This window comes from Streptomyces griseosporeus (genome assembly GCF_014656055.1).
GTDB lineage: Bacteria > Actinomycetota > Actinomycetes > Streptomycetales > Streptomycetaceae > Streptomyces > Streptomyces griseosporeus.
The window spans coordinates 152,277-178,045 of record NZ_BNBR01000010.1 but is presented as its reverse complement, the minus strand read 5'-3'; the positions used below and the strand labels follow the sequence as shown (position 1 = coordinate 178,045).

Annotated in this window: 22 protein-coding genes; 8 read left to right on the top strand and 14 right to left on the bottom strand. The window is 72.0% G+C overall.

What is annotated here, in order from left to right:
* Positions 1–8 precede the first annotated feature (8 nt).
* The 4 genes from IE308_RS35960 to ctaC form a co-directional block, all read right to left on the bottom strand.
* Positions 9–1,271: a L,D-transpeptidase gene (locus IE308_RS35960; RefSeq protein ID WP_190221098.1), complete on the bottom strand. Its 1,263-nt coding sequence runs from the start codon at positions 1,269–1,271 to the stop codon at positions 9–11.
* 109 nt (positions 1,272–1,380) lie between these two features.
* Complete coding sequence (locus IE308_RS35955) at positions 1,381–1,779, bottom strand: cytochrome c oxidase subunit 4 (RefSeq protein WP_110627685.1); 399 nt, start codon at positions 1,777–1,779, stop codon at positions 1,381–1,383.
* On the bottom strand, positions 1,776–3,515 hold the full coding sequence (gene ctaD, locus IE308_RS35950; protein ID WP_190221097.1) for an aa3-type cytochrome oxidase subunit I: 1,740 nt from the start codon (positions 3,513–3,515) through the stop codon (positions 1,776–1,778). Before ctaD ends, IE308_RS35955 begins: the two co-directional genes overlap by 4 nt.
* On the bottom strand, positions 3,512–4,471 hold the full coding sequence (ctaC, locus tag IE308_RS35945; protein WP_190221096.1) for an aa3-type cytochrome oxidase subunit II: 960 nt from the start codon (positions 4,469–4,471) through the stop codon (positions 3,512–3,514). Before ctaC ends, ctaD begins: the two co-directional genes overlap by 4 nt.
* Positions 4,472–4,731: 260 nt before the next feature.
* Between ctaC and IE308_RS35940 the strand changes: the two genes are divergently transcribed.
* Positions 4,732–6,114 (top strand): cysteine desulfurase/sulfurtransferase TusA family protein, encoded by a 1,383-nt coding sequence (locus tag IE308_RS35940; protein ID WP_190221095.1) that lies wholly within the window; start codon positions 4,732–4,734, stop codon positions 6,112–6,114.
* A 66-nt stretch (positions 6,115–6,180) separates the two neighbouring features.
* On the opposite strand, the gene IE308_RS35935 is transcribed toward IE308_RS35940, so the two are convergent.
* Complete coding sequence (locus tag IE308_RS35935) at positions 6,181–7,155, bottom strand: carbohydrate kinase family protein (RefSeq protein WP_110627689.1); 975 nt, start codon at positions 7,153–7,155, stop codon at positions 6,181–6,183.
* Positions 7,156–7,285: 130 nt separating this feature from the next.
* Between IE308_RS35935 and IE308_RS35930 the strand changes: the two genes are divergently transcribed.
* Both IE308_RS35930 and IE308_RS35925 read left to right on the top strand, forming a co-directional pair.
* Positions 7,286–7,495, top strand: a complete 210-nt coding sequence (locus tag IE308_RS35930) for a hypothetical protein (RefSeq protein ID WP_190221094.1) — start codon at positions 7,286–7,288, stop codon at positions 7,493–7,495.
* A gap of 156 nt (positions 7,496–7,651) precedes the next feature.
* A complete protein-coding gene (locus IE308_RS35925) occupies positions 7,652–9,400 on the top strand; it encodes a hypothetical protein (RefSeq protein ID WP_229909382.1) in 1,749 nt (582 codons plus the stop codon).
* Positions 9,401–9,489: 89 nt separating this feature from the next.
* Here the strand turns inward: IE308_RS35925 and erpA are convergent, their stop codons facing one another.
* On the bottom strand, positions 9,490–9,846 hold the full coding sequence (erpA, locus tag IE308_RS35920) for an iron-sulfur cluster insertion protein ErpA (protein WP_009337669.1): 357 nt from the start codon (positions 9,844–9,846) through the stop codon (positions 9,490–9,492).
* A gap of 243 nt (positions 9,847–10,089) precedes the next feature.
* Between erpA and nadA the strand changes: the two genes are divergently transcribed.
* Positions 10,090–11,274, top strand: coding sequence for a quinolinate synthase NadA (gene nadA / locus IE308_RS35915; RefSeq protein ID WP_190221093.1), 1,185 nt, complete (start codon positions 10,090–10,092; stop codon positions 11,272–11,274).
* A gap of 22 nt (positions 11,275–11,296) precedes the next feature.
* Here nadA and IE308_RS35910 read toward each other — a convergent pair whose 3' ends face one another.
* From IE308_RS35910 to IE308_RS35885, 6 genes are all read right to left on the bottom strand, one after another.
* A complete protein-coding gene (locus tag IE308_RS35910; RefSeq protein ID WP_229909380.1) occupies positions 11,297–13,516 on the bottom strand; it encodes a protein kinase domain-containing protein in 2,220 nt (739 codons plus the stop codon).
* A gap of 107 nt (positions 13,517–13,623) precedes the next feature.
* Positions 13,624–16,719 carry an efflux RND transporter permease subunit gene (locus IE308_RS35905; protein WP_190221092.1) on the bottom strand — a complete coding sequence of 1,032 codons (3,096 nt, stop codon included), beginning with the start codon at positions 16,717–16,719 and terminating at the stop codon, positions 13,624–13,626.
* Positions 16,720–16,860: 141 nt separating this feature from the next.
* Positions 16,861–17,544: a response regulator gene (locus tag IE308_RS35900; protein ID WP_190221091.1), complete on the bottom strand. Its 684-nt coding sequence runs from the start codon at positions 17,542–17,544 to the stop codon at positions 16,861–16,863.
* On the bottom strand, positions 17,541–18,821 hold the full coding sequence (locus tag IE308_RS35895) for a sensor histidine kinase (protein ID WP_190221090.1): 1,281 nt from the start codon (positions 18,819–18,821) through the stop codon (positions 17,541–17,543). Before IE308_RS35895 ends, IE308_RS35900 begins: the two co-directional genes overlap by 4 nt.
* Before the next feature lie 177 nt (positions 18,822–18,998).
* A complete protein-coding gene (gene pspAA, locus IE308_RS35890; RefSeq protein WP_190221089.1) occupies positions 18,999–19,283 on the bottom strand; it encodes a PspA-associated protein PspAA in 285 nt (94 codons plus the stop codon).
* Between the two features lie 22 nt (positions 19,284–19,305).
* Entirely contained in the window at positions 19,306–20,100 is a 795-nt protein-coding gene (locus IE308_RS35885) for a PspA/IM30 family protein (protein ID WP_190221088.1), read from the bottom strand.
* Between the two features lie 282 nt (positions 20,101–20,382).
* Between IE308_RS35885 and IE308_RS35880 the strand changes: the two genes are divergently transcribed.
* From IE308_RS35880 to IE308_RS35870, 3 genes are all read left to right on the top strand, one after another.
* The gene (locus IE308_RS35880; protein WP_162655491.1) at positions 20,383–21,012 is read left to right on the top strand and encodes a DUF3043 domain-containing protein; all 630 of its coding nucleotides are present in this window, start codon (positions 20,383–20,385) and stop codon (positions 21,010–21,012) included.
* 80 nt (positions 21,013–21,092) lie between these two features.
* Complete coding sequence (locus tag IE308_RS35875; protein ID WP_190221148.1) at positions 21,093–21,833, top strand: class I SAM-dependent methyltransferase; 741 nt, start codon at positions 21,093–21,095, stop codon at positions 21,831–21,833.
* Positions 21,834–21,907: 74 nt separating this feature from the next.
* A complete protein-coding gene (locus tag IE308_RS35870) occupies positions 21,908–22,996 on the top strand; it encodes a S1C family serine protease (protein WP_190221087.1) in 1,089 nt (362 codons plus the stop codon).
* A 93-nt stretch (positions 22,997–23,089) separates the two neighbouring features.
* On the opposite strand, the gene IE308_RS35865 is transcribed toward IE308_RS35870, so the two are convergent.
* Positions 23,090–23,302 carry a hypothetical protein gene (locus IE308_RS35865; RefSeq protein ID WP_110627700.1) on the bottom strand — a complete coding sequence of 71 codons (213 nt, stop codon included), beginning with the start codon at positions 23,300–23,302 and terminating at the stop codon, positions 23,090–23,092.
* 112 nt (positions 23,303–23,414) lie between these two features.
* Here IE308_RS35865 and IE308_RS35860 point away from each other — a divergent pair, with 112 nt between their 5' ends.
* Positions 23,415–24,623 (top strand): bifunctional adenosylcobinamide kinase/adenosylcobinamide-phosphate guanylyltransferase, encoded by a 1,209-nt coding sequence (locus tag IE308_RS35860; RefSeq protein WP_190221086.1) that lies wholly within the window; start codon positions 23,415–23,417, stop codon positions 24,621–24,623.
* Between the two features lie 117 nt (positions 24,624–24,740).
* On the opposite strand, the gene IE308_RS35855 is transcribed toward IE308_RS35860, so the two are convergent.
* Complete coding sequence (locus IE308_RS35855) at positions 24,741–25,646, bottom strand: class I SAM-dependent methyltransferase (protein WP_190221085.1); 906 nt, start codon at positions 25,644–25,646, stop codon at positions 24,741–24,743.
* Between the last annotated feature and the right edge of the window lie 123 nt (positions 25,647–25,769).

Sequence of the window (25,769 nt, the reverse complement as noted above, 5' to 3'; positions counted from 1 at the left end):
GGGCCGCTCTAGACGTTCTGCGGCCTCAGGCGGGCCCTCTGGGCCGCGCTCGGGGTTTCCGGCTTGCCGCCGGTCAGGGCGCTGCCGTCGCGCCACTTCGCCCAGGTGAGGTTCCAGTCGCCGAAGCCGTTGCCGAACGTCTCCATCGTGTCGCCGGCGCTGTTGACGACCTGGACGACGTCGCCCTCGCGCACGTGGTCGAAGAACCACTCGGCGTTGGAGGTGCTCATGCCGGTGCAGCCGTGGCTGACGTTGGCGTACCCCTGTGAGCCGACGGACCAGGGGGCGGCGTGCACGTACTCGCCGCTCCAGGTGACGCGGGTGGCGTAGTACACCGGCAGGTCGTACGACTCCGAGCTGCCCTCGGCGATGCCGATGCTGGTGCCGCGCATGCGTACGAAGTACTCCTTGGCGAGGACCACCTTGACGCCGTTGCGGGTGTCGAAGCCGGGCTTGCCGGTGGTGACGGGGATCTGGTTGATCTCCTCGTCGTTCTTGTAGACCGTCATCGAGTGGGCCGCGGCGTCGGTGACCGCGATGACCCGGTCGCCGGTCGTCAGCGTCAGCGGCTTGGCCTTGCCGCCCCAGAGGCGGTCGCCGATCTTGATGCCCGCCAGGTTGCTGCGGACGTTGATGGTGGCGTGGGCCGGCCAGTACTCCTTGGGCCGGTAGTGCAGCTCCTTGTCGTCGACCCAGTGCCAGGCACCCTCGACGGCGGGCGTGGAGTCGACCTTCAGGGCGCGCTCGACGACGGCGCGCTGCCGGGGGTCCTTGACCGGCTTGTTCAGCTTCGCGGTGATGGGCTGGCCGACGCCGTAGGTGCCGGCCTTGGGGCCGAAGGCGACGTCCAGGGTCGTCTTTCCGGAGGGTTTGCCGGTGTCGAAGGTGAGGACCTTGCGGCCGGGGGCGCCGTCCTCGTCCTCGGTGCTCACCCTGACCGTGTAGTGGGCTTCGGCGGCCAGCGGCTCTGTGCTGTGCCAGCGGGTGCCGTCGGCGGAGAGTTCGCCCGCCACATGGCGTCCTGTGGCGTCCTGGGCGGTGACGTCGGTGATCCGGCCGTCGGAGTCCTCGGTGGTGATCTCCAGCGGCTTGTCCGGGTCGGCCTTCTTCTTGTCGCCCGAGGGGCCGTTGAAGGCGATCTGGTCCGCCGCGTCGTAGGGACGGGCGGAGAGCGGGTTGCCGTCCGAGCCGCAGGCGGTGGCGCCCGCGCAGAGGGCGATCACCAGCAGCGTGCAGCTGACGGCGGTGCGGGGGCGGGGAGTCGTGCTCATGCCCTCACGCTAAGAAGCGCCGTCGGCGACGGCGCGGCGGAGTGGGCCGAACGCGTGAGCCCGGACCCTCCTGACGGAGTGTCCGGGCTCGTGCGGGGCTCAGCGCGTGTTACTGGGTGCGGTTCTCACCGCGGTAGTACTCGAAGACCCAGCCCCAGATGCCGATGAGGATGATCGGGGCGGCGAAGTACAGCAGCCACCAGCCGACCGCGATGCCCAGGAAGGCGATCGCGCCACCGATGCCGAGGGCGAGCGGCTGCCAGCTGTGCGGGCTGAAGAAGCCCAGCTCGCCCGCGTCGTCCGCGACGTCGGCCTCCTTGTTGTCCTGGGCACCGGTGTCGACCCGCCTGGCGGTGAAGCCGAGGTAGAAGCCGATCATGATGGCCAGGCCGAACGCCAGGAAGAGGGCGGTGGTACCGGCCGGCTCCTTCGACCACACGCCATAGACGACCGCCATGGCGAGGATGAAGATGCTCAGCCAGAAGAACATCTTGCCCTGGACCTTCACTTGCCGGCCTCCTTGCTGCCCGCGATGGCCTTCTCACCGTGACCGGCGTGCGCGAGCTGCTCCAGCTCGGCGATCTCCGGGTGGTGCAGGTCGAACGCCGGGGATTCGCTGCGGATCCGCGGCAGGGTGAGGAAGTTGTGCCGCGGCGGCGGGCAGGAGGTGGCCCACTCCAGGGAGCGGCCGTAGCCCCACGGGTCGTCGACGCCGACCGGCTTGCCGTACCTGGCCGTCTTCCACACGTTGTAGAGGAACGGCAGGATCGACGCGCCGAGCACGAACGAGGCGATCGTGGAGACCGTGTTCAGGGCGGTGAAGCCGTCGGCCGCGAGGTAGTCGGCGTACCGGCGCGGCATGCCCTCGGCGCCCAGCCAGTGCTGGACCAGGAAGGTGCCGTGGAAGCCGACGAACAGCGTCCAGAAGGTGATCTTGCCGAGGCGCTCGTCGAGCATCTTGCCGGTGAACTTCGGCCACCAGAAGTGGAAGCCGGCGAACATCGCGAAGACGACGGTGCCGAAGACGACGTAGTGGAAGTGCGCCACCACGAAGTACGAGTCCGAGATGTGGAAGTCCATCGGCGGCGAGGCCAGGATGACACCGGTCAGACCACCGAAGGTGAAGGTGATCAGGAAGCCGGTCGCCCACAGCATCGGCGTCTCGAAGGACAGGCTGCCCTTCCACATCGTGCCGATCCAGTTGAAGAACTTCACACCGGTCGGGACGGCGATCAGGAAGGTCATGAAGGAGAAGAACGGCAGCAGCACACCGCCGGTGACGTACATGTGGTGCGCCCACACGGTCACGGACAGACCCGCGATCGCGATCGTCGCGGCGATCAGGCCCATGTAGCCGAACATCGGCTTGCGCGAGAAGACCGGGATGATCTCCGAGATGATGCCGAAGAACGGCAGGGCGATGATGTACACCTCTGGGTGTCCGAAGAACCAGAAGAGGTGCTGCCACAGCAGTGCGCCGCCGTTGGCCGGGTCGAAGATGTGGGCGCCGAACTTGCGGTCCACCTCCAGCGCGAACAGCGCGGCGGCGAGGACCGGGAAGGCGAGCAGGACCAGGACACCGGTCAGCAGCACGTTCCACACGAAGATCGGCATGCGGAACATGGTCATGCCGGGGGCACGCATGCAGATGATCGTGGTGATGAAGTTGACCGAGCCGAGGATGGTGCCGAAGCCGGAGAAGGCCAGACCCATGATCCACATGTCGGCGCCGATGCCGGGCGAGCGGATCGCGTCCGACAGCGGGGCGTAGGCGAACCAGCCGAAGTCGGCCGCGCCCTGCGGGGTGAGGAAGCCGCCGACCGCGATGAGCGAGCCGAACAGGTACAGCCAGTAGGCGAACATGTTCAGCCGCGGGAAGGCGACGTCCGGGGCGCCGATCTGCAGCGGCATGATCCAGTTCGCGAAGCCGGCGAACAGCGGCGTCGCGAACATCAGCAGCATGATCGTGCCGTGCATCGTGAACGCCTGGTTGAACTGCTCGTTCGACATGATCTGCAGACCCGGGCGGGCGAGCTCGGCGCGCATGAACAGCGCCAGGACGCCACCGATGCAGAAGAACGCGAACGACGTGACCAGGTAGAGCGTTCCGATGGTCTTGTGGTCGGTGGTGGTGAGCCACTTGACCACGGTGTTGCCGGGCTGCTTGCGCCGGACCGGCAGCTCGTCCTCGTAGTACGGCTCTTCAGCCGCCGAGGCTCCCTGGGGTTCGTTGACGATGCTCACAGTACGTTCGACTCCCGGTTCTTCTCGTGCGGCGTCTGCTCGATGCCGGCGGGAACGTAACCGGTCTGCCCCTTCTTGGCGAGGTCCTTGAGGTGCTGCTCGTAGCGCTCAGGGGAGACGACCTTCACGTTGAACAGCATCCGGGAGTGGTCGACGCCGCACAGCTCGGCGCACTTGCCCAGGAAGGTGCCCTCACGGTTGGGGGTCACCTGGAAGGCGTTGGGGTGGCCCGGGATGACGTCCTGCTTCATCAGGAACGGCACCACCCAGAAGGAGTGGATGACGTCACGCGACGTGAGGACGAAACGGACCGTCTTGCCCTTGGGCAGCCACAGGGTCGGGCCGGGGTTGTTGGTCTGGGGGTTCCGCTGACCGGGGATGCCGCAGTCGTAGACACCGCCGGCGTTCGCCGGGAACGCCTTCTTGAACTTGTCCGGAACGCCGTCCAGTTCCTTGGCGGTCTTCGCGTCACCCGTGGAGCCGTCGACCTGCTCGACGTAGTTGAAGCACCAGCTCCACTGGAAGCCGACCACGTTGACCGTGACGTCGGGCTTCTTGTCCAAGCTGAGCAGCTTCGACTCGTCGCGGGCCGTGAAGTAGAACAGGACCGAGACGATGAGGATCGGAACGACCGTGTACAGGGCCTCGATGGGGAGGTTGTACCGGGTCTGCGGAGGAACCTCGATCTTGGTGCGGCTGCGCCGGTGGAAGATGGCACTCCACAGAATCAGACCCCACACCAGCACGCCAACGGCGAGCGCGGCAGCCCAGGAGCCCTGCCACAGGGAGAGGATCCGCGGAGCCTCTTCCGTGGTCGGGGTGGGCATACCAAGGCGGGGGAAGTCCTTGTATGTGCAACCGGTTGCGGTCGCCAGGACCAGGCCCGCGGTCAGTGCCTGCAGCAGCTTCCGCCGCATCGGGCGCCGCGGCGAGCGGTCGGAGCCGTTGGGACTCACGTAGCGCCTTCCCGAGAGTCTCGCCCGCGCGTGTATGGCTGCGGCCTTCTCGCTGGTCGGTCGCCGCCCTGCGTCGGGCAGGGGTTTGGATGTTTATGCGGACCAAACCCTAGCCGACGCCCTCCGGGGGTTCGCGGGGAGGGGTGCCTAGTAGCTCGGGTGGTTCGCTGGATTGGCGGCTGGGGGGCCGGTGGGGGTCGTTCGCGCAGTTCCCCGCGCCCCTTGGCAGGCACAGTCATCCTGCGGTTTAGCGTTGCCGTATGGCCTACTTCGATGCCGCTTCCGCCGCTCCCCTCCACCCCGTTGCCCGTCAGGCGCTGTTGGCCTCTCTGGATGAGGGGTGGGCCGATCCCGCGCGGTTGTACCGGGAGGGGCGGCGGGCGCGGATGCTGCTCGACGCGGCGCGGGAGGCCGTCGCGGAGGGGGTCGGGTGCCGGGCGGACGAGGTGGTGTTCACGTCGTCCGGGACGCGGGCCGTGCACGCGGGCGTCTCGGGCGTGTTGGCGGGGCGGCGGCGGGTCGGGCGTCACCTGATCGTGTCATCGGTCGAACACTCCTCGGTACTCCATTCGGCCGAGGCGCACGAGGCCGACGGCGGGACCATGACGCGGGTGGCGGTGGACCGGTCGGGGGCCGTGGATCCGGCGTCGTACGCCGTGGCGCTGCGCCCCGACACCGCGCTGGCCTGCCTGCAGTCGGCGAACCACGAGGTGGGGACCGTGCAGCCGGTGGCGGAGGTCGCCGAGGTGTGCCGGGCGGCCGGGGTGCCGCTGCTGGTGGACGCGGCCCAGTCGTTGGGGTGGGGGCCGGTGGCGGGCGGCTGGTCGGTGCTGGCGGGGAGCGCGCACAAGTGGGGCGGGCCCTCGGGCGTCGGGCTGCTCGTCGTGCGCAAGGGTGTGCGGTTCGCGGTGCGGGGGCCGGCGGACGAGCGGGAGTCGGGCCGGGCGGCCGGCTTCGAGAACATCCCGGCGATCGTGGCGGCGGCGGCCTCGCTGCGGGCGGTGCGGGCCGAGGCGGACCGGGAGGCAGAGCGGCTGCGCGAGCTGACGGAGCGGATCCGGGCGCGGGTGCCGCGGCTGGTGCCGGACGTGGAGGTGGTGGGCGACCCGGAGCGCCGGCTGCCCGGCGTGGTCACCTTCTCCTGTCTCTATGTCGACGGTGAGGCGCTGCTGCACGAGCTGGACCGGGCGGGTTTCTCCGTCTCGTCCGGATCGTCCTGCACGAGCAGCACGCTGACGCCGAGCCATGTGCTGAAGGCGATGGGCGTGCTCAGCGAGGGCAACGTCCGGGTGTCGCTGCCGCCGGGGACGGCCGAGGAGGACGTGGAGCGGTTCCTCCAGGTGCTGCCGGGGGCGGTCGCCGGGGTGCGGGAGAAGCTGGGGGCGCCGACGCCGGCCGTCGCCGCTGCCGTCCAGCGGGACGAACTCGTGGTCGACGCCCTCGGCAAGCGCTGCCCCATCCCGGTCATCGAGCTGGCCAAGGTGATCGGGGACGTGCCGGTGGGGGGCACGGTGCGGGTGCTCAGCGACGACGAGGCGGCCCGCCTGGACATCCCCGCGTGGTGCGAGATGCGGGGGCAGGAGTACGTGGGCGAGGAGCAGGCGGAGAAGGGGACCGCGTACCTGGTACGCCGGTCCGGCTGACGTCCTTCCGGTGCGCGGGGAACCGGCAGGCCGGCCCCCGCGCGCCCGCGGACGGCGACGTGCCGGTCAGCCCAGGTGCTCCCGGACCTCGTCCGCCGCGTCGACCCCGTACGCCTTGGTGAACCGGTCCATGAAGTGGGCCCGGCGCAGCTGGTACTCCTGCGTGCCGACCGTCTCGATGACGAGCGTCGCCAGCATGCAGCCGACCTGCGCCGCCCGCTCCAGGGAGACACCCCAGGCCAGGCCGGACAGGAAGCCCGCGCGGAAGGCGTCGCCGACGCCCGTCGGGTCGGCCTTGCGCTCCTCGTCGGGGCAGCCGACCTCGATCACCGGCTCGCCGGTCCGCTCGATGCGCACGCCGCGCGAGCCGAGGGTGGTGACGCGGTGGCCGACCTTCTCCAGGATCTGCTCGTCGGACCAGCCGGTCTTGGACTCGATGAGGCCCTTCTCGTACTCGTTGGAGAACAGGTACGTGGCGCCCTCCAGCAGGATGCGGATCTCCTCGCCGTCCATGCGGGCGATCTGCTGGGAGAAGTCGGCGGCGAAGGGGATCTTGCGGGAGCGGCACTCCTCGGTGTGGCGGAGCATCGCCTCGGGGTCGTCGGCGCCGATGAGGACCAGGTCGAGGCCGCCCACGCGGTCGGCGACGGTCTTCAGCTCGATCTGGCGGGCCTCGCTCATCGCGCCCGTGTAGAAGGAGCCGATCTGGTTGTGGTCGGCGTCGGTGGTGCAGACGAAGCGCGCGGTGTGCAGGGTCTCGGAGATCCGGACGGAGGCGGTGTCGACGCCGTGCCGGTCCAGCCAGGCCCGGTACTCGTCGAAGTCGTAGCCTGCCGCGCCGACGAGGATCGGCCGGGTGCCGAGCTGCCCCATGCCGAAGGCGATGTTGGCGCCGACGCCGCCGCGCCGCACGTCCAGCTTGTCGACCAGGAACGACAGCGAGACCGTGTGCAGCTGGTCCGCGACGAGCTGGTCGGCGAAGCGGCCGGGGAAGGTCATGAGGTGGTCGGTGGCGATGGAGCCGGTGACTGCGATGCGCACGGCGTGGACTCTCCTGCGGGGAGGCGGATTGACAGTTCACGCTACCCGGTCGCGCGGCACCGCTGAAGTGAACGAAACTACCCGATAGTAGATCTTTCTTCGCAGGCTCTGCCGTGCCTACGGTTCCGCCATGACGAACCTTGAGGTCTCCTCCCCCGCCCCGGTCGACCCGGACGGCGACTGGGCGTCGTTGCGCGGCGACTGCGCCCGGATGGTGCCGCACTGGACGGCTCCCGAGCCCACCGCGTCCCGGCCCGTCCCGCCCTCGCTGATCCACGGGGTGAGCGTCCCGGTGCGTTCGGCGCGGCTGCTGGACGCGATGTCGGACTACGGCGACTGACCCGTACCGGCGTTCGAAGGGAACCGTGCGCTCCCCCGCTGCGTCCCATCGCTGTCCCCCGTGGAGGGGATACGGCATACGACCCGTCGGCCCGCGTTTTTGACAGGGCCGGGTCAGGGTCACCGGGACAGCTGTGCAGCCGAAGGAGCGAATGCGGTGAACACCGAGCGACCCGACAACGACGACGCGGCCGCCGACACCACCGAGTCGGCGGCCGGGAAGGACGCCGCGCGGGAGGCACCGGGGGCCCGCCCCGAGGAGCCCGCGTCCGGCGCCCGCGTCGAGGACTCCGCGTCCGGGACGCGTCCCGAGGACTCCGCATCCGACACGCGTGGTGAGGACTCCGGCACGCATGCCGACGACTCGGGCACGCGTGCCGGGGATTCCGGCACGCGGTCGGCCCGGCGGCGCTCCCCCGTGGTCGTCGCCTCGGTCGTCGCCGCCGTGCTGCTGGTCGGTGGCGGCGGGGCGTACCTGACCGCGAGCGCGTCCGGCGGCTCCGGCGGTGGCACCGGCTCCGGCGCGCCGGGCGGCGACGGCAGCCCCGCGCCGCTGGTGCTGGACGGCTACTCGGAGGGTTCCGGCGGCACGGGCGGCCCGGGCGGCACCGGCGGTACGAACGGCATCGCACCCGGCGAGCCGAACCCGTACGGCGTGGCCTACCAGGCCGCCGGCCCGCTCCCGGACGGCCCTGCCTCGGCGCCCGTGTACTGGGCGAAGGGCGAGGTCGGCCGGGACGAGGTGGCCCGTCTGGCGCAGGCGCTCGGCATCGACGGGGCGCCGGTGGCTGAGGGTCAGACCTGGCGGGTCGGCCAGGGCAAGGACGGGCAGGGCCCGATGCTCCAGGTGAACCGGAAGGCGCCGGGAGCATGGACGTTCAGCCGGTACGCGCCCGGCAGCGACAACTGCGTGAGCGGCAAGCCGGTGTGCCCGCAGACGTCCGGGTCCGGGTCCGCGTCCGCCGACCCGGTGAGCCCGGACGCGGCGAAGAAGGCGGCCGCGCCGGTGCTGAAGGCGGTCGGGCAGGACGGCGCGGAGGTGGACGCGAGCCAGCTGATGGGCTCCCGGCGGGTGGTCAACGCCGAGCCCGAGGTCGGTGGGCTGCCCACCTACGGGTGGACCACCGGGGTGATCGTCTCGCCGCAGGGCGAGGTGGTCGGCGGCAGCGGCCAGCTGAAGGCTCCGGTGAAGGGCGACACGTATCCGGTGGTCGGCGCCGAGGAGGCGCTGGCGGCGCTGAACGCGGGGCCGGGCGCGGAGCAGCAGCACCGGATGGGCATCGGTGGCTGCGCCAGTCCCGTACCGCTGAAGGACCGGCTGGAGCAGCCGTGCGGTGACTCCCCGGCTCCGGCTCCGGCGCGGCAGACCCTGAAGGTCGAGGACGCGACGTTCGGGCTGGCGATGCGGTACGCGAACGGCGGGCAGGCGCTGGTGCCGTCCTGGCTGTTCGAGGTGCGGGCGCCCGAGGCGAAGGAGCCCTTCACGGTGACGTATCCGGCGGTCGAGCCGAAGTACCTCAGCGCGCCGCCCGCGGGCACGCCGACCGAGCAGCCCAGCCCGCGGCCGACCGGGCCGGGTGACGAGCCGACGGCGGCCCCGGCGCCCCGGGACGTGCCGGTGGACGGCTACACGGCCGAGGGCCGGGAGCTGACCGTGGCCTTCACCGGCGGGGTGTGCGCGGACTACGAGGTCACGGCGGAGGAGAACGCCGACCGGGTGACGGTGACGGTCACCGGGACGCCGTGGCCGGGCAAGGTCTGCATCGAGATCGCCAAGGTGTTCCACAAGACCGTGCGGCTCGACGAGCCGCTCGGCGGCCGGAAGGTGGTCGGGAAGGACGGCCGGGGCGTGCCGCTGGAGAAGCCGGGGGCGCGGCTGCCGGCCGAGTCGGGACAGCCGCGGTAGGGAGCGCCCGTACGACGAAGGCGGCGGCCCCCCGAGGGGGACCGCCGCCTTCTCGTGCTTCCGGTGCCGTGGCGTGCGCCACCGGCGGTTTAGCTGAAGGAGTCGCCGCAGGCGCAGGAGCCCGTCGCGTTCGGGTTGTCGATCGTGAAGCCCTGCTTCTCGATCGTGTCCACGAAGTCGATGGTGGCGCCGCCCAGGTAGGGGGCGCTCATGCGGTCGGTGACGACCTTGACGCCGTCGAAGTCCTTCTCCACGTCACCGTCGAGCGAGCGCTCGTCGAAGAAGAGCTGGTAGCGCAGGCCGGAGCAGCCGCCGGGCTGGACGGCGACCCGCAGCGCGAGGTCGTCGCGGCCTTCCTGGTCGAGCAGGGCCTTGACCTTGGCCGCGGCGGCGTCGGTCAGGATGATGCCGTCGGTGACGGTGGTGGTCTCGTCCGATACGGACATCTACATCTCTCCCGGGTTGTACGGAGACTGCTTGCCGACGGGTGCAACCGGCAAGGCCGCGGATTCATTCCGGGCCGGGCGCCTGTTTTTTCGGCTCCTTTCTCATGCTCGCACACGAGATGCGGAACAAGAACCGGCCCGGAGGGATTCATGTCACATCGACACAATGGCCATCGTCAAACTGACGTGAACCGGTTATGATAGATAGCGTCAGATCGACGAAAAGTAGAAAGGGTGCGTGTCGTGACCACCGCCCACACCACGGAGCTCGACGTGCAGCCGTCTCCGCTCGCCCTGCTGCTGCTCGGCCGCGAGGCCGACCCGAAGAGCGAGCGGGGCGTGGAGTGCCCCGGCGACCTGCCCTCGCCGTCCGACCCGGACCTGGTCGAGCGCGCCCGCGCCGCCAAGGCGAAGCTCGGCGACAAGGTCTTCGTCCTCGGCCACCACTACCAGCGCGACGAGGTCATCCAGTTCGCCGATGTCACGGGCGACTCCTTCAAGCTGGCCCGGGACGCAGCCGCGCGGCCGGAGGCGGAGTACATCGTCTTCTGCGGTGTGCACTTCATGGCGGAGTCCGCGGACATCCTGACCAGCGACGACCAGAAGGTCGTCCTGCCCGACCTCGCCGCCGGCTGCTCGATGGCCGACATGGCGACGGCCGAGCAGGTCGCCGAGTGCTGGGACGTGCTGACCGAGGCGGGCATCGCCGAGCAGGTGGTCCCCGTCTCGTACATGAACTCCTCGGCCGACATCAAGGCGTTCACCGGCAAGCACGGCGGCACCATCTGCACCTCCTCCAACGCCCAGCGGGCCCTGGAGTGGGCCTTCCAGCAGGGCGAGAAGGTGCTGTTCCTGCCGGACCAGCACCTGGGCCGCAACACCGCCGTCCGCGACATGGGCATGTCCCTGGACGACTGTGTGGTCTACAACCCGCACAAGCCGAACGGCGGCCTGACCACCGACGAGCTGCGCGCGGCGAAGATGATCCTGTGGCGCGGCCACTGCTCGGTGCACGGCCGCTTCAGCCTGGACTCGGTCAACGACGTCCGCGAGCGCATCCCCGGCGTGAACGTCCTGGTCCACCCCGAGTGCCGGCACGAGGTCGTCGCCGCGGCGGACTACGTGGGCTCGACGGAGTACATCATCAAGGCCCTGGAGGCCGCCCCGGCCGGCTCCAAGTGGGCCATCGGCACCGAGCTGAACCTGGTCCGCCGTCTGGCGAACCGTTTCGCGCCCGAGGGCAAGGAGATCGTCTTCCTCGACAAGACGGTCTGCTTCTGCTCGACCATGAACCGCATCGACCTGCCCCACCTCGTCTGGGCCCTGGAGTCCCTGGCCGAGGGCAACCTGGTCAACCGCATCGAGGTCGACAAGGAGACCGAGGCGTTCGCGAAGCTGGCACTGGAGCGGATGCTGGCGCTGCCGTAGCCCCGGCGGTTTCGGTGCCGGGTCACCCCGAGGCGGGCTTGCGCTCGGGGTGGCCCGGGTCGATGCCGAAGAGCTTGCCGTCCCCGGTGAGCACGACGAGGGCGCCCTCCACCGGGTAGGCCTCGCCCAGGCTGCCGCTGGTGGACTGGGGCGCGCGCGGGAAGGACTCCCACAGCAGCTTGCCCTTCGCGGCGTCGAGAGCGGCGACCCGACCGGTGGGGCTGACCGTGTACACCGTGCGGCCCCACCGGTCGACGGCGGGCGTGCCCGGCTGCTCCAGGGTGGTCCCGGTGTGCCACAGCTCCTTTCCCGTCTCCGGGGACAGGGCGGCGACCTCGCCGGTGGTGGCGACGTACAGCGTGCCGTCCACAAGAGTCCCCTGGCCCTGCAACGGCCGGGCCAGCTTCGTCGTGCGCTGGGTTCCGGTGAGCGGGTCCAGACTCACGATCCGGGTGATCGGCGTGTCCCCGGAGAGGAGTTCCCCGCTCTCCTCCGACTCCAGGAAGAGCAGCCGGCCGTCGAGCACACCGGCGAACGCGGGGCTCAGCAGCGGCCCGGAGAACCGCCGCGCCGAACCGTCCGACGGGTCGACGGAGAGGTACACGCTGTCGGTGGGCCGGTCGCCGAAGCTGTCGCAGACACCGAACGGACGGTGGTCGACGTCGTAGAAGAGGCAGGTGAAGCCGGCGGGCAGGGGCAGGGGCAGGGTCCAGCGTGCGGAGCCGTCACGCGGCGACCGTGCCACCACCGAGCGCCCGTCCTCGCTCGACATCAGGACGGATCCCCCGGCCACGGCCTGCTCCTGGAGGCGGCTGTCGTCCGGCAGGGGGCGTGACCACAGCTTCCGGCCGCTCGTGGCGTCGAGGGCGGAGAGGCGGTAGGTGGGGGCCACGCTGCTGAGGCCGCCGCCGCCGAGCGTCTCGCGGACGACCACCACGTCCGCGTGCACGCCGACGATGTCGCCGTCGTAGGTGTCCCAGGTGGCCCCCTTCGGCGCGAGGTCCGCCCGCCACAGGACCCGGCCGGTGACCGTGTCGACGCGCACCACCTGCATACCGGAGCCCCCGCAGTACAGCTCCGCCCCGCTCAGTCGGCAGGTCGGGCCGCCGTCGCCGAGGCTGAGCGGTCCGGGGCCGTGCGCGGCCTTCGCGTACACCGACGACTCCCAGGGCCGGAACCCCTTGGGCAGCGCCGCCCACCGCGCGGCGGTGGAGGCAGCGGGCTTGTCCGGGCCGTGCGTCGCGCCGGTCGCCGTGGTGTCCGGCTCGCCCAGCACCAGCCAGGACGTCACTCCGGCCGCCAGCGCCACCGCGGCCGCCGTCGCCACCAGCAGCGGGCGCAGCCGTCGGCGGCGGCGGGCGGGCGTCAGGGTCACCGGGCGGGTCGCGCCGGGGTCGGGGCGGCGCAGGGTCACCGTCATCGAGTCGTCCGGGTCCGGCTCGGGCAGCGCCTCGGCGAACTCCCGCCCCAGCTCCTCAAGGTCAGGCCGCTCGTCCGCCTCCTTGGCCAGGCACCGGCCGAGCAGGTCCCGCAGCGGCGGCGGTACGGCGTCCAGCGCGGGCGCCTCGTTCATCACCCGGTACGCCGCCACGAACGGGCTGTCGGCGTCGAACGGCCCCCGCCCGGTCGCCGCGAACGCCAGCAGCGCGCCCAGCGAGAACACGTCCGAGGCCGGGCCGACCGACCGGGAGTCGGCGAGCTGCTCCGGCGACATGAACGGCGGGGTGCCGATCAGCAGCCCCGTCTCGGTCAGCGTCTGGTTCTCCGCGGCCCGCGAGATGCCGAAGTCGATGACAAGCGGCCCGTCCTCGGCCATCAGCACATTGGCCGGTTTCAGATCCCGGTGCACCACCCCGGCCCGGTGGATGTCCCGCAGCGCCTCCACCAGCCCGAGGGCCAGCCGCCGCAGCTCGGCGCCGCGCAGCGGGCCCCCGGCGCGGATCCGGTCGGCGAGCGACGGCGCCGGCACGAACTGCGTCGCCATCCACGGCCGTACCGCCTCCGCGTCGGCGTCCACCACCGGCGCGGTGAACGCGCCGCTCACCTTGCGGACGGCGTCGATCTCCTGCCGGAACCGGGCCCGGAAGACCGCGTCCTCGGCGTACTGCGCGTGCACCACCTTCACGGCGACCTCACGCCCCGAGCGCGCCCGCGCCCGGTAGACCACACCCATGCCGCCGGCACCCAGCCGGTCGAGCAGCCGATAGCCGCCGACCGACCGGGGATCGTCCTTGTGCAGCACCGCCCCGTCCCCTTCCCCCGTGGAGCTCCCCCGTAGAGCAGTTCGAGATCACAGGATAGGTAAGGCCGCCCGGCACGGTGGCCGGGCGGCCCGTCATGGCCGGGGTGTCACACCCCCGCCGGCTCCGGCACGTCCGCCGGCTTCGCCTCGCGCCTGGCCGCGCGCTTCTTCGCGCGGCGCTCCTTGCGGAGTTCGAGCATCGCGTAGAGCGTCGGCACCAGCAGCAGGGTCAGCAGCGTCGAGCTGACCAGGCCGCCGATCACCACGACCGCCAGCGGCTGAGCGATGAAGCCGCCCTCGCCGGTGACGCCCAGGGCCATCGGGAGCAGGGCGAAGATCGTCGCCAGGGCCGTCATGAGGATCGGGCGCAGGCGGTGCCGGCCGCCCTCGACGACCGCCTCGACGACGCCGTACCCCTGCCTGCGGTACTGGTTGATCAGGTCGATCAGGACGATCGCGTTGGTCACCACGATGCCGATCAGCATCAGCATGCCGATCATCGCCGGGACGCCCATCGGGGTGCCGGTGGCGATGAGCAGGCCGAGGGCGCCCGTGGCCGCGAACGGCACGGAGACCAGCAGGATCAGCGGCTGGGCCAGCGAGCGGAAGGTCGCGACCAGCAGCATGAAGACGATCGCGATCGCCGCGAGCATCGCCAGGCCCAGGTTCTTGAACGCGTCGTCCTGGTCCTGGGTGACCCCGCCGATCTCGGCGGTCGCGCCCGCGGGGAGCTTCAGCGCGTCCAGCTTGGCCGTCAGGTCCTGGCTGACCGCACCGGTGTTGTCGCCGGTCGGCTTCGCCGTGACGGTCGCGGCGCGCTGTCCGTCGATCCGGGTCATCGAGACCGGGCCGTCGACCAGCTTCACGTCCGCCACGTCGGCGAGCCTCACCGCGCCGAGGCGCAGGTCGCGCAGTTGCCGCAGGGTCGTCGCCGGGTGCGCCGAGCTAATGACGACGTCGCGCTCGGTGTCGTCCAGGACGGCCTTCGCGGCCGGGGTGCCGCGCACCGCCTGGGCGACGGCCAGGCCGAGGGTCTGCTCGTCGAAACCGGCCGCGGCGGCCTTGGAGTTGGCCCGGACCGAGATCCGCGGGACGCTCTGCGACAGGTCGCTGGTGACGTCGGTGACGTCGTCGAGGGAGGCGACGGTCTTGCGGACCTGCTCGGCCGCCGTGCGCAGCACGTCCGCGTCGGCCGCCTTCACCACGACGCTGAGGTCCTGGTTGCCGAAGCCGTCACCGGCGGCGACGGTGGTGGTGCCGATGCCGTCGAGCTTCTTCAGCCCGGCCTCGATGCGGTCCTGCACTTCCGCGTAGGCGGCGGAGTCCTCCAGCATCACCTGGTACGACGCCTGGTTGGTGTCGGTGCCGCCGCCGAAGGCGGCCATGAACCCGGAGGAGCCGACGGTGACCTGATAGTCCTTCACGCCGTCGGTGGCGGCGAGGAGTTTCTCCACCTTCCGCGCCTGGGCGTCGGTCGCGGCCAGGCTGGTGCCGGGCTTCAGCTCCTGCTTGACGGTGAGGACCTTCTGCTCGCCCTGGTCGAAGAAGTTCGTCTTCAGCAGCGGGGTCATCGCGAAGGTGGCGACCAGCACGACGACCGCGATGGCCACGCTGGTCAGGCGGCGCCGCGTGGCGAACCGCAGGACGGGGACGTAGAACCGCTGCAGGCGGCTGTTCGCCTCCTTCTCCTCGGCCCTGCGGCGGGCCTCGGCGGCGTCCTCGGGGGTGCCCTTCGGGGCGCGCAGGAACCAGTACGACAGCACCGGGACGACCGTCAGCGACACCAGCAGGGAGGCGAGCAGGGCCGCCGTCACCGTGATGCTGAACGAGCCGAACAGCGCGCCCACCATGCCGCCGACCAGGCCGATCGGCAGGAAGACGGCGACCGTGGTGAGGGTGGAGGAGGTGACCGCGCCCGCGACCTCGCGGACCGCGGTGAGGATGGCCGCGTGGCGTTCCTCGCCGTAGCCGAGGTGACGCTTGATGTTCTCCAGGACCACGATCGAGTCGTCGACGACCCGGCCGATCGCGATGGTCAGCGCGCCCAGCGTCAGCATGTTCAGCGACAGGTCGCGCGTCCACAGCACGATCAGCGCGAGGACGACCGACAGCGGGATGCTGACCGCGGTGACGAGGGTGGAGCGGATCGACGCGAGGAAGACGAGGATCACCAGCACGGCGAAGAGCAGACCAAGCGCGCCCTCGGTGGTCAGGCCGGAGATGGCCTTCGACACGGCCGGGCCCTGGTCGCTGACGACGGTGATCGTGGCGCCGGAGCCGAGGTCGGCGCGCAGCTCGGGCAGCTTGTCCTCGACCGCGTTCGAGATGGCGACGGCGCTGCCGTCGTGGTCCATGGTGACCATCACGGCGAGGCTGGGCCTGCCGTCGGTGCGGGTGAGGGAGTCCGCCGGGGCCTCCTGCTCGCGCACCTGGGCCACGTCGCCGAGGCGCACCGGCTTGCCCGTGCCGCGCACGGCCAGGTCCTGGATCTGCTTGAGGCTGGTGAAGCCGCCGCCGACCTGCACGGTGCGGTTGCCACCGGCCTCGTCGAAGGAGCCGGCCGGGACGGTGGCGCCGCCCGCCTGGAGGGCCTGGGCGAGGTTCTGGGTGGTCAGGCCCGCCTTGGCCAGCTTCGCCTCGTCCGGGGTGACGGTGACCTGGAGGTCGCGGACGCCGTTGACGGTGACCTGGCCGACGCCGTCGATCTCCTTCAGGTCCGGGACGACGGTCCGGTCGAGCTGGTCGGCGAGGGCCTGCTGGTCCTTGGCGGAGGTGACGGCGAGGACGACGGTCGGCATGTCGTCCGTGGAACCGGCCACGACCTGCGGGTCCACCGCGTCCGGGAGCTGGGCGCGGGCCCGGTTGACGGCCTGCTGCACGTCGGCGACGAGCTGCTGGGTGTCGTTGCCGTAGTCGAAGGACGCCATGATCACGGCGTTGCCCTCGCTCGCCGTGGAGGTGACGCCGGTCAGCCCGTCGACCGCTTCGAGGCTGTTCTCGATCGGTTCGACGACCTGCTTCTCGACCACGTCCGGGGAGGCACCCTGATAGGGCGCCAGCACGGAGACCATGGGCAGTTCGATGGTGGGCAGCAGCTGCTGTTTGAGCTGCGGGATCGCGATCGCGCCGAAGACCAGCGCGATGATCGACATCAGGCCTATAAGGGCCCGCTGTGCGAGGCTGAATCGGGACAGCCAGGACATGTTCTGGGGGTCTCTCTTCTGTGAGCGGCAGAAGTGGTGGTGGCCCCTACACCCTGTTCCATGCGGATCCCGTGATCCGTAGGCCCCAGGTCCCGTTCCTTATCCGGCGCATACTCCGGGCGCAGTACGGCGAGGTGGAGTTCACTCCACCCTCGGACGGACCAGCCCCGACTCGTAGGCGATCACCACGAGCTGCGCCCGGTCCCGTGCGCCCAGCTTCGCCATGGCCCGGTTGACGTGGGTCTTCACGGTCAGCGGGCTGACCTCCAGGCGCTCGGCGATCTCGTCGTTGGAGTGGCCTCCGGCGACCTGCACCAGCACCTCACGCTCCCGCCCGGTGAGCGCGGCGAGGCGTTCGGAGCGGGCCGGGTCAAGATCGCCGTCGCCCGTGTCGCCCTGCGCGAGGAAGCGGGCGATCAGGCCCTTGGTGGCGGCCGGGGACAGCAGCGCCTCGCCGCCGGCCGCGACCCGGATCGCGTTCAGCAGCTCCTCCGGCTCGCTGCCCTTGCCGAGGAAGCCGGAGGCGCCCGCGCGCAGCGACTGCACGACGTAGTCGTCGACCTCGAAGGTCGTCAGGATGACCACCCGGACCCCGGCAAGGGACGGATCGGCGCTGATCATGCGGGTGGCGGCGAGGCCGTCGGTGCCGGGCATGCGGATGTCCATGAGGACGACGTCGGCGCGCTGCTCCTTGGCCAGCCGGACCGCCTCCGCGCCGTCCGAGGCCTCGCCGACGACCTCCATGTCGGGCTCGGAGTCGACCAGCACCCGGAAGGCACTGCGCAGCAGCGCCTGGTCGTCGGCGAGCAGGACACGGATCGTCATACGGTCTCCCCCGGTTCTCCCGGTTCTCCCGGTCCACCCGGTCTCCCGGGTCCGCCGGGTTCACCCGGCGCGGCGGTACGGGCCTTGACCGGCAGGATCGCATGGACGCGGAAGCCGCCGCCGAAGCGGGGGCCGGTGGTGAGGAAGCCGCCGAGCGCGCTGACGCGTTCGCGCATGCCGAGCAGGCCGTGGCCGCCGCCCTCGTCCCCCGGGGGGCGGTCGTCCGGGCCGGCGCCGTCGTCGAGGACGGTGATCTCGATGTTCGGCCCCACCCGTACGACGCTGACCTCGGCTTTCGCCTCCGGGCCCGCGTGCTTGCGCACATTGGTCAGGGCCTCCTGGATCACGCGGTACGCCGCCAGGCCGACGGCGGCGGGGAGGGTGGTGCCCTGGTCGGCGCGGGCGACCTCGACCGGGAGGCCGGCGCTGCGGAAGGTGCCGGCGAGTTCGTCGAGACGGTCCAGGCCGGGGGCCGGTTCCGTGGGCGCCTCGGGGTCACCGGACTGGCGGAGCAGGCCGACGGTGGCGCGCAGTTCGTTGAGCGCGGAGCGGCTGGCCTCACGGACGTGCGCGAGGGCCTCCTTGGCCTGGTCGGGCCGCTTGTCCATGACGTGCGCGGCGACGCCGGCCTGCACGTTGACCAGGGCGATGTGGTGGGCGACGACGTCGTGCAGGTCGCGGGCGATGCGCAGGCGCTCCTCGGCGACGCGGCGGCGGGCCTCCTCCTCGCGGGTGCGCTCGGCGCGCTCGGCGCGTTCGCGGATAGCCTGGACGACTGCGCGGCGGCTGCGGACCGCGTCGCCGGCGGTGGCGCCGATGCCGGTCCAGGCGAAGATCGCGAGGTTCTCCTGCGCGTACCAGGGCAGGGGGCCGGCGAGCATCGCGGCGCCGGTCAGCACGGTCATGGTGAGCAGGCCGGCCCGCCAGGTGGTGGGGCGGTCGGTGGTGGAGGCGACGGTGTAGAGGGCGATCACGGCGGACATCGCGACGGGGGCGCGGGGGTCGCCGGTGACGCACTCGATGAGGGAGACGGCGCCGGTGAGGGCGAGGACGGTGAGGGGGGCGCGGCGACGGAAGACCAGGGCGGCGGCGCCGAGCGCCATGAGGACGATGCTGAGCGGGTCGGGGGTGCGGACGCCCCAGGTCACGCCGTGCTCGCCGTGCGGGTCGACGAAGGATCCGGCGACCATGCAGCCGAGCACGCCTGCGGCGAGGGCCGCGTCGAGGGCGAGGGGGTGCGCCTTCAGGCGGCAGCGGGCGCGGTCGATGCGGGTCACGGGGGTTTACGGTAGCCGGGGCGGGGGTCGCTGAGTACGTGCCCGGCGCTGGTGCTGGGCGGGGGCGGGTCGCGCGGCCCGGCGCTACGGGGTGCCGCTGCGCCCACCCGTGCCGCCCCAGCGGCACGACTGCCCGCAGCTATGTCGGGCCGGCCACTCGCCAACCCTTGCCCCTCATCAGGCTCCGCCGGGGATCAACCCGTCGCCGCTCAGGAGTTCCCGGACCTCCTCCAGCGTCGCCTCCAGGGACGGGAGGATCAGTTCCGACGGTTCCAGGGCGTCGTCGGGAAGGGGCGTGCCCAGGTCGCGGACCCTCGTCAGGAGGGCGGCCAGCGTGCGGCGGAAGCCGGGGCCGTCGCCGTTCTGGATCTCGGCGAGGAGCTCGTCGTCGAGCCTGTTCAGTTCGGCGAGGTGGCTGTCGTCCAGCCTCACCTGGCCCTCCCCCATGATCCGTACGATCACGTCGCCCTCCTAGGCGTGGCCCCTACTGCTTGTCGAAGCGCGGGGTGTCCTGCGGCTGCTGCTGGGACTGCCCCTGGTCGTTGCCGCCCTCGATGGCCTGGCGGTCGGTCGCGCCTCCGGCCAGCTCGGCCTTCATGCGCTGCAGTTCCAGCTCTACATCCGTACCACCGGAGAGCCGGTCCAGCTCGGCCTGGATGTCGTCCTTGTGCATGCCGGACTGGTCGTCCAGGGCGCCCGAGGCGAGGAGTTCGTCGATGGCCCCGGCGCGCGCCTGGAGCTGCGCCGTCTTGTCCTCGGCGCGCTGGATGGCCAGGCCGACGTCGCCCATCTCCTCGGAGATGCCGGAGAAGGCCTCGCCGATCCGGGTCTGGGCCTGCGCCGCGGTGTACGTGGCCTTGATGGTCTCCTTCTTCGTACGGAAGGCGTCGACTTTGGCCTGCAGGCGCTGGGCCGCCAGGGTGAGCTTCTCCTCCTCGCCCTGGAGCGTGGCGTGCTGCGTCTCGAGGTCCGTCACCTGCTGCTGGAGCGCGGCCTTGCGGGACAGCGCCTCGCGGGCCAGGTCCTCACGGCCCAGCGCGAGCGCCTTGCGGCCCTGGTCCTCCAGCTTGGAGGACTGCTGCTGCAGCTGGTTCAGCTGGAGTTCCAGGCGCTTGCGGCTGGTGGCCACGTCGGCCACGCCGCGGCGGACCTTCTGCAGCAGCTCCAGCTGCTTCTGGTACGAGTAATCGAGGGTCTCGCGCGGGTCCTCGGCCCGGTCAAGGGCCTTGTTCGCCTTCGCGCGGAAGATCATCCCCATACGCTTCATGACACCGCTCATGGGCTTCGCGCGCCCCCTTCTGACGGACTCCAGCTCCAGCACCTGCGACAGAACCCACAGTACGGGCCCTGCATCCATTACCGCACTGTTCGGGGACGGATGCGCTCCTCCCCAAGGACGACTGCGTACGCATCCGGTCCGGCGTAGGGAGTAGGTGGTCCTCGGGGTCGTGCGCGGGCCGTACTCGGGTCGTACAAGGGTCGTGCCGGGTCTTTCCGGGTTGTTCTGTCCCCACTACAGACGAATGGTGTTGCCGGATCGTTCCCCATGGGGCATGGGTCCATGCGGCCGGACCCCGTACCCTTGGCTTTTGTGTTCCGTAGCCGTGCCAAGGAAGAGAAGGCCGCGGTCGCCGACAAGGCGACGCTGACCGACTCCAAGCAGCCCCGTGACCCGCAGGCCCCGAAGGGCCGGCCAACGCCCAAGCGCAGCCAGGCCCAGGCCCAGCGCCGCAGCGTGGCCCACACGCCGACGAACCGCAAGGAGGCCGCCAAGCGCGCCCGCGAGGACCGGCGCCAGGCGCTGGAGCGTCAGCGTCAGGCGCTGGCGAGCGGCGACGAGCGATACCTGCCGGCCCGTGACAAGGGACCGGTGCGGCGCTTCGCCCGGGACTTCGTCGACTCGCGGTTCAACGTGGCGGAGTTCTTCCTGCCGATGGCCGTGGTCATCCTCGTGCTGAGCGTGGTGAAGGTCGGCCAGATGCAGGCGATCGCGCTGCTGCTGTGGCTCGTGGTGATCGTGCTGATCGTGCTGGACTCGATCGTCTCCGCCTTCCGTCTGAAGAAGCGGCTGAGCGAGCGCTTCCCCGACCAGAACCGGCGCGGCGCGGTCGCCTACGCCCTGATGCGCTCCCTGCAGATGCGCCGGCTCCGGCTGCCCAAGCCGCAGGTCAAGCGCGGAGAGCGGCCCTGAGCACGACGTCGTTCTCCGGGGGTGCGGCGCACGCCTGGCTGAGCAGGCTCGGCGGGCTGCGTGACGTCGTACGGCAGGAGCTGGTCGCGCGCCAGCTCGACGAGCAGATAGCCGGGCGGTTCCCGGTCGGGCAGCGGCTGCGGGTGCTCGACGTCGGGATGGGCCAGGGCACGCAGGCGCTGCGGCTGGCCCGCGCCGGTCACCAGGTGACCGGCCTGGAGCAGGACGCGACGATGATCGCCGCGGCCCGTGCGGCGCTGGCCGGCGAGCCCGAGGGCATCCGGGAGCGGATGCGGATCATGGAGGGCGACGGCCGGGAGACCGGCGTGCACTTCCTGCCCGGCAGCTTCGACGTCGTGCTCTGTCATGGCGTCCTCATGTACGTCGAGGATCCCGACCCGCTGCTGGCGGGCCTGGCACGGGTGCTCGCGCCGGGCGGTCTGCTGTCGCTGCTGGTGCGCAACGGCGACGCGCTGGCGATGCGGCCGGGCCTGTCCGGCGACTGGGCGGGCGCGCTCGCCGCGTTCGACACCACCGCCTACCTCCCCCATTCTCGAACAGACTCGAACGGGGGGACCCCCATCCGGCTCGGCCTCGACGTGCGCGCGGACCGGCGCGAGGCGCTGACCGCGACGCTCGCCGGGATCGGCGCCCCGCTGCACGCCTGGTACGGCGTGCGGGTGTTCACGGACACGGCGGCGGACGGGGCGGCGGTCCCGGACGACGTGGAGGCACTGCTGGCGGTGGAGGAGAAGGCCGGGCGGACCGACCCCTACCGGGGTGTGGCGGCGCTGCTGCACCTGTGCGGGGTACGCGGCTGACGGCCGCGCGGCGGTCTCACCCGGTCGGGTGAGCTGCGCGGGCCGGGCCGTCACCCCGACGTGAGACTCGGCGCATGGACGTTCACGTTCCCCGCACCCGTGCCGCCGCCCGTCTCCGGGTGCTGCCCGTTGTGGCCTGTGCCGCGGTCCTGCTCCCCTCGCTGTCGGCGTGCTCCGGCTCCTCGGAGCAGGCGGAGGAACCCACCCGGCAGGCGGCGCAGCCCGCCGCGGTGCGGCAGGGCTCCGACCTGGAGAACGACTACCAGAAGGTCATCAAGGACGTCCTGCCGTCGGTCGTACAGATCCAGGGGCGCAACGAGCTGGGCTCGGGCGTGGTGTACGACACCCGGGGCCACATCGTCACCAACGCGCATGTCGTCGGCGACGAGAAGCGGTTCCGGGTGACGACCGCGAACAGCGAGGACCTGCTCTCGGCGACGCTCGTCGCGTCGTACCCGCAGCAGGACCTGGCGGTGGTGAAGCTGGACCGGGCGCCGAAGGGGCTGCGGGCGGCGACGTTCGCGGACTCCGCGAACGTGCAGGTCGGGCAGATCGTGCTGGCCATGGGCTCCCCGCTGGGGCTGGCGTCCAGCGTGACCCAGGGGATCGTCTCGGCGACCGGACGGACCGTCACGGAGGGCCGCTCGGGCGGCGCCACGGGCGCCACCCTCGGCAACATGGTGCAGACCTCGGCCGCCATCAACCCGGGCAACAGCGGCGGCGCGCTGGTGAACCTGGAGGGGCAGGTCGTCGGCATCCCGACGCTCGCGGCGGTCGACCCGAACCTGGGCAACAGCGCCGCGCCGGGCATCGGGTTCGCGATCCCCTCGTCGATGGTGAAGACGATCGCCGGCCAGATCGTGAAGGACGGCAAGGTCACCGACTCGGGCCGGGCGGCGCTGAACATCACCGGCCGCACGGTGGTGAACGAGGACTACCAGGCCGCGGGCGTCGCCGTGGTCGACGTCGCCGACGGCGGGGCCGCCGACAAGGCGGGGCTGCGGCCCGGGGACGTCATCACCGGGCTCGGCGGCACGGACATCACCACGATCACCTCGCTCGCCGAGGCGCTGGCGGGCGCCAAGCCGGGACAGCGCACGACGGTCACCTACACCCGCGACGGCAAGTCCACGACGGTGGACGTGACCCTGGGCGAGCAGTGAGCCGGGCGGCCGGGGACACGACCGGCCGCCCGTGCCGGGACGCCGTGGGTACGGCCGTGACGCGACGGGTACGGCCGTGAGGCGTCGGTACGGCTACGACGCGTCGGCGTGCAGGCTCATCGGGCCGTAGATCTCCGTGGTGTCCTCGAACAGCCGGACCTGGTCCGCGCCGCCCTCCTGGAGCGCCTTCCAGTTCTCACCGATCCAGGACTCGGCGTCCCCCTGCGTGGTGAACTCCTCGGGCTGCACCGCGGGCGGGACCTCCGTCCCGTCGGCCTTCTCGAACCGCCACGTCCATGCCGCCATGTACGCCTCCCAGGTGTGAGCACATGCAGAGCGCGAGCCGGATCTTGGTCCGGCTCCCGCACCGAGCCTAGCCGGACGCGCAAGACCAGGGGCGACAAGGGAAAATCGGGGCGTGGAAGTGACTCTGCTCGGCACCGGTGCCCCCGCGGGACTCCCCCGCCCCGACTGTCCCTGCGCGGCCTGCGCGACCGCCCTCGGCGACGACGCCCGGGCGGCGACCGCGCTGCTCATTGACGACACGCTGCTGCTGGACCTGACGCCGGGTGCGGCGTTCGCGGCGGCGCGGGCCGGGCGGTCGCTCGGCGGCGTACGGCAGGTGCTGCTCACCCACCCGGGCAACGGGCCCGCGGTGGAGGTGCCGGCCGGGCTGCCGCAGCCCGGGCGGGTGCCGGACGGGCGGGAGTTGGCGCTGCTGACGGGGCATCGGGTGCGGGCGGTGGCGATGGACGCGCCGGGCACGGGGTACGCGGTGACCGGGCCGGACGGGCAGCGGCTGCTGTATCTGCCGCCGGGCGGGGCGCCGGCGGGTCTGGAGGAGGGCACGGCGGCCGCGGCGGCGTACGACATGGTCCTCGCGGACGTCGTGGGGCGGCCGGACGCGCTGGCGAAGCTGCGGGCGGCGGGGGCGGTCGGGCCGACGACGGACGTCGTCGCCGTCCACCTCGACCACGACGTGCCGCCGGGCTCGGAGGTGCGGCGGCGGCTGGCCGCGGCCGGCGCCCGGGCGGTGCCGGACGGGGCGACGCTGGTGGTGGGGGCGTACGAGGACGTCCCTGACGTGCCGCGGCGGACGCTGGTGCTGGGCGGGGCGCGGTCGGGGAAGTCGGTGGAGGCCGAGCGGCGGCTGGAGGCCTTTCCGGACGTGGTGTACGTGGCGACCGGGGGTCTGCGGGGCGGGGACCAGGAGTGGGCGGCGCGGGTCGCGCTGCACCGGGAGCGGCGGCCGGGTACGTGGCGGACGGTGGAGACGTGCGAGGTGCTGCCGCTGCTGGCGGAGGAGGGGCCGCCGTTGCTGGTGGACTGTCTGTCGCTGTGGCTGACCGACGCGATGGACTCCGTCGGGGCGTGGGACGACGCGGAGTGGGCGGACGGGGGCGAGCGGGCGCTGCGCGAGCGGGTGGCCGGGCTGGTGACGGCGGTGCGGGAGGCTCGGCGGGTGGTGGTGCTGGTGTCGAACGAGGTGGGCTCGGGGATCGTGCCGGCGACGGCGTCCGGGCGGCGGTACCGAGACGAGCTGGGCCGTCTGAACGCGGCGGTGGCGTCGGAGTGCGAGTCGGTGGTGCTGGTGGTGGCGGGGCAGGCTCTGGTGCTACGGGGCTGAAGCGGCTTGTTTTCGGCGCAGGGTGGATGTGCCCACCCAGGGGCGCGGGGAACTGCGCGACCGGCCGACGGCGTGGCGCACCCGGCGACGGCCCGCACCCCCACGGCGAACGGCCCCTCAGGCACGCCTCTGGGCGATGATCCGGTAGCTGTTCGCCAGGCGGGTGTGGCTGAGGACGGGAGCCAGCATCACGTCAGCCGTGCGGGCCGCCGCCGTCAGCGTGCCGGCCAGCGGAGCCGGCACCGAGCGGTGCAGGGACAGGGACGTCGCCGTCGTCAGGTCGGTCGGCAGGTGCGCCGCCGAGCGGTCCGCCGTCAGGATCGTGCAGCCCTGGTCCTCCAGTTCCGCCCGGACATTGGCCGGCGGCAGCAGATGGACGTGGTGGGGCTGGCCGTGGGCGTGCCACCACTTGCCGAGCAGGGACGCGAACGCGCTGGCCGGGTCCGGCAGTTCGAGGATCAGATGGCCGCCCGGGCGCAGGGCCGCCACCGCCGCGCGGAGTTCGGCGCGCGGGTCGAGGACGTGCGGCAGGTGGTGCAGGACGCTGACCACGTCGTACCGCCCCCGCACGTGCCTCAGCACGGCCGGGTGCGCGAGGTGTCCGACGTACGCCTCCTCGACCCGTTCCGCCTCGGCCGCCGCCACCACCCGTGGCGTGGGGTCGGTGCCGTCGAAGGACGTGTAGGGGAACAGCTCCTTCGCCGCCTCGGGGAAGGCGGCGTCGCCCGTGCCGACGTCCAGCCAGCTCTCCGGTTCCGCGCAGCGCCGCTGGATCGCCCGGGCCGTCCCCCGGTGGCGCCGGCGGCGCGCGGCGTCCGCCTCGGCCGCGCCGTACAGGGCCAGGCCCTCGGGGGTGAGGCGGGGGTTCTGGAAGACGTGGGCGCAGGCGCGGCACTCGTCGAGGGTGAACATGCCGGGTCTGCCGTGCCGGAGGTCGGGTGCGCGCAGCCGGGTGCGCGGGCCGGGCGCGCCGCACCAGGGGCAGTCCTCGCGGCGGGGCTCGTGGATGGGCCTGGTGGGCATGGGCGGCTCCCGGTGGGGGACGAGAGGGACGCGCGACCATCACGTGACGATCCGCAGCAAAACGGAACGTATGGGATACCGATCTTGGGTGCAACGACGTCGTGACGGTGTGGTGCCGGTGTG

Bases quoted from the DNA above. Each gene is read 5' to 3' on its own strand.
- IE308_RS35960 (WP_190221098.1), bottom strand. From the start codon at position 1,271: ATGAGCACGACTCCCCGCCCCCGCACCGCCGTCAGCTGCACGCTGCTG.
- erpA (WP_009337669.1), bottom strand. From the start codon at position 9,846: ATGTCCGTATCGGACGAGACCACCACCGTCACCGACGGCATCATCCTG.
- IE308_RS35880 (WP_162655491.1), top strand. From the start codon at position 20,383: ATGCGGCCGGACCCCGTACCCTTGGCTTTTGTGTTCCGTAGCCGTGCC.
- IE308_RS35940 (WP_190221095.1), top strand. From the start codon at position 4,732: ATGGCCTACTTCGATGCCGCTTCCGCCGCTCCCCTCCACCCCGTTGCC.
- IE308_RS35885 (WP_190221088.1), bottom strand. From the start codon at position 20,100: ATGAGCGGTGTCATGAAGCGTATGGGGATGATCTTCCGCGCGAAGGCG.
- IE308_RS35900 (WP_190221091.1), bottom strand. From the start codon at position 17,544: ATGACGATCCGTGTCCTGCTCGCCGACGACCAGGCGCTGCTGCGCAGT.
- IE308_RS35865 (WP_110627700.1), bottom strand. From the start codon at position 23,302: ATGGCGGCATGGACGTGGCGGTTCGAGAAGGCCGACGGGACGGAGGTC.
- IE308_RS35905 (WP_190221092.1), bottom strand. From the start codon at position 16,719: ATGTCCTGGCTGTCCCGATTCAGCCTCGCACAGCGGGCCCTTATAGGC.
- IE308_RS35855 (WP_190221085.1), bottom strand. From the start codon at position 25,646: ATGCCCACCAGGCCCATCCACGAGCCCCGCCGCGAGGACTGCCCCTGG.
- IE308_RS35870 (WP_190221087.1), top strand. From the start codon at position 21,908: ATGGACGTTCACGTTCCCCGCACCCGTGCCGCCGCCCGTCTCCGGGTG.
- IE308_RS35930 (WP_190221094.1), top strand. From the start codon at position 7,286: ATGACGAACCTTGAGGTCTCCTCCCCCGCCCCGGTCGACCCGGACGGC.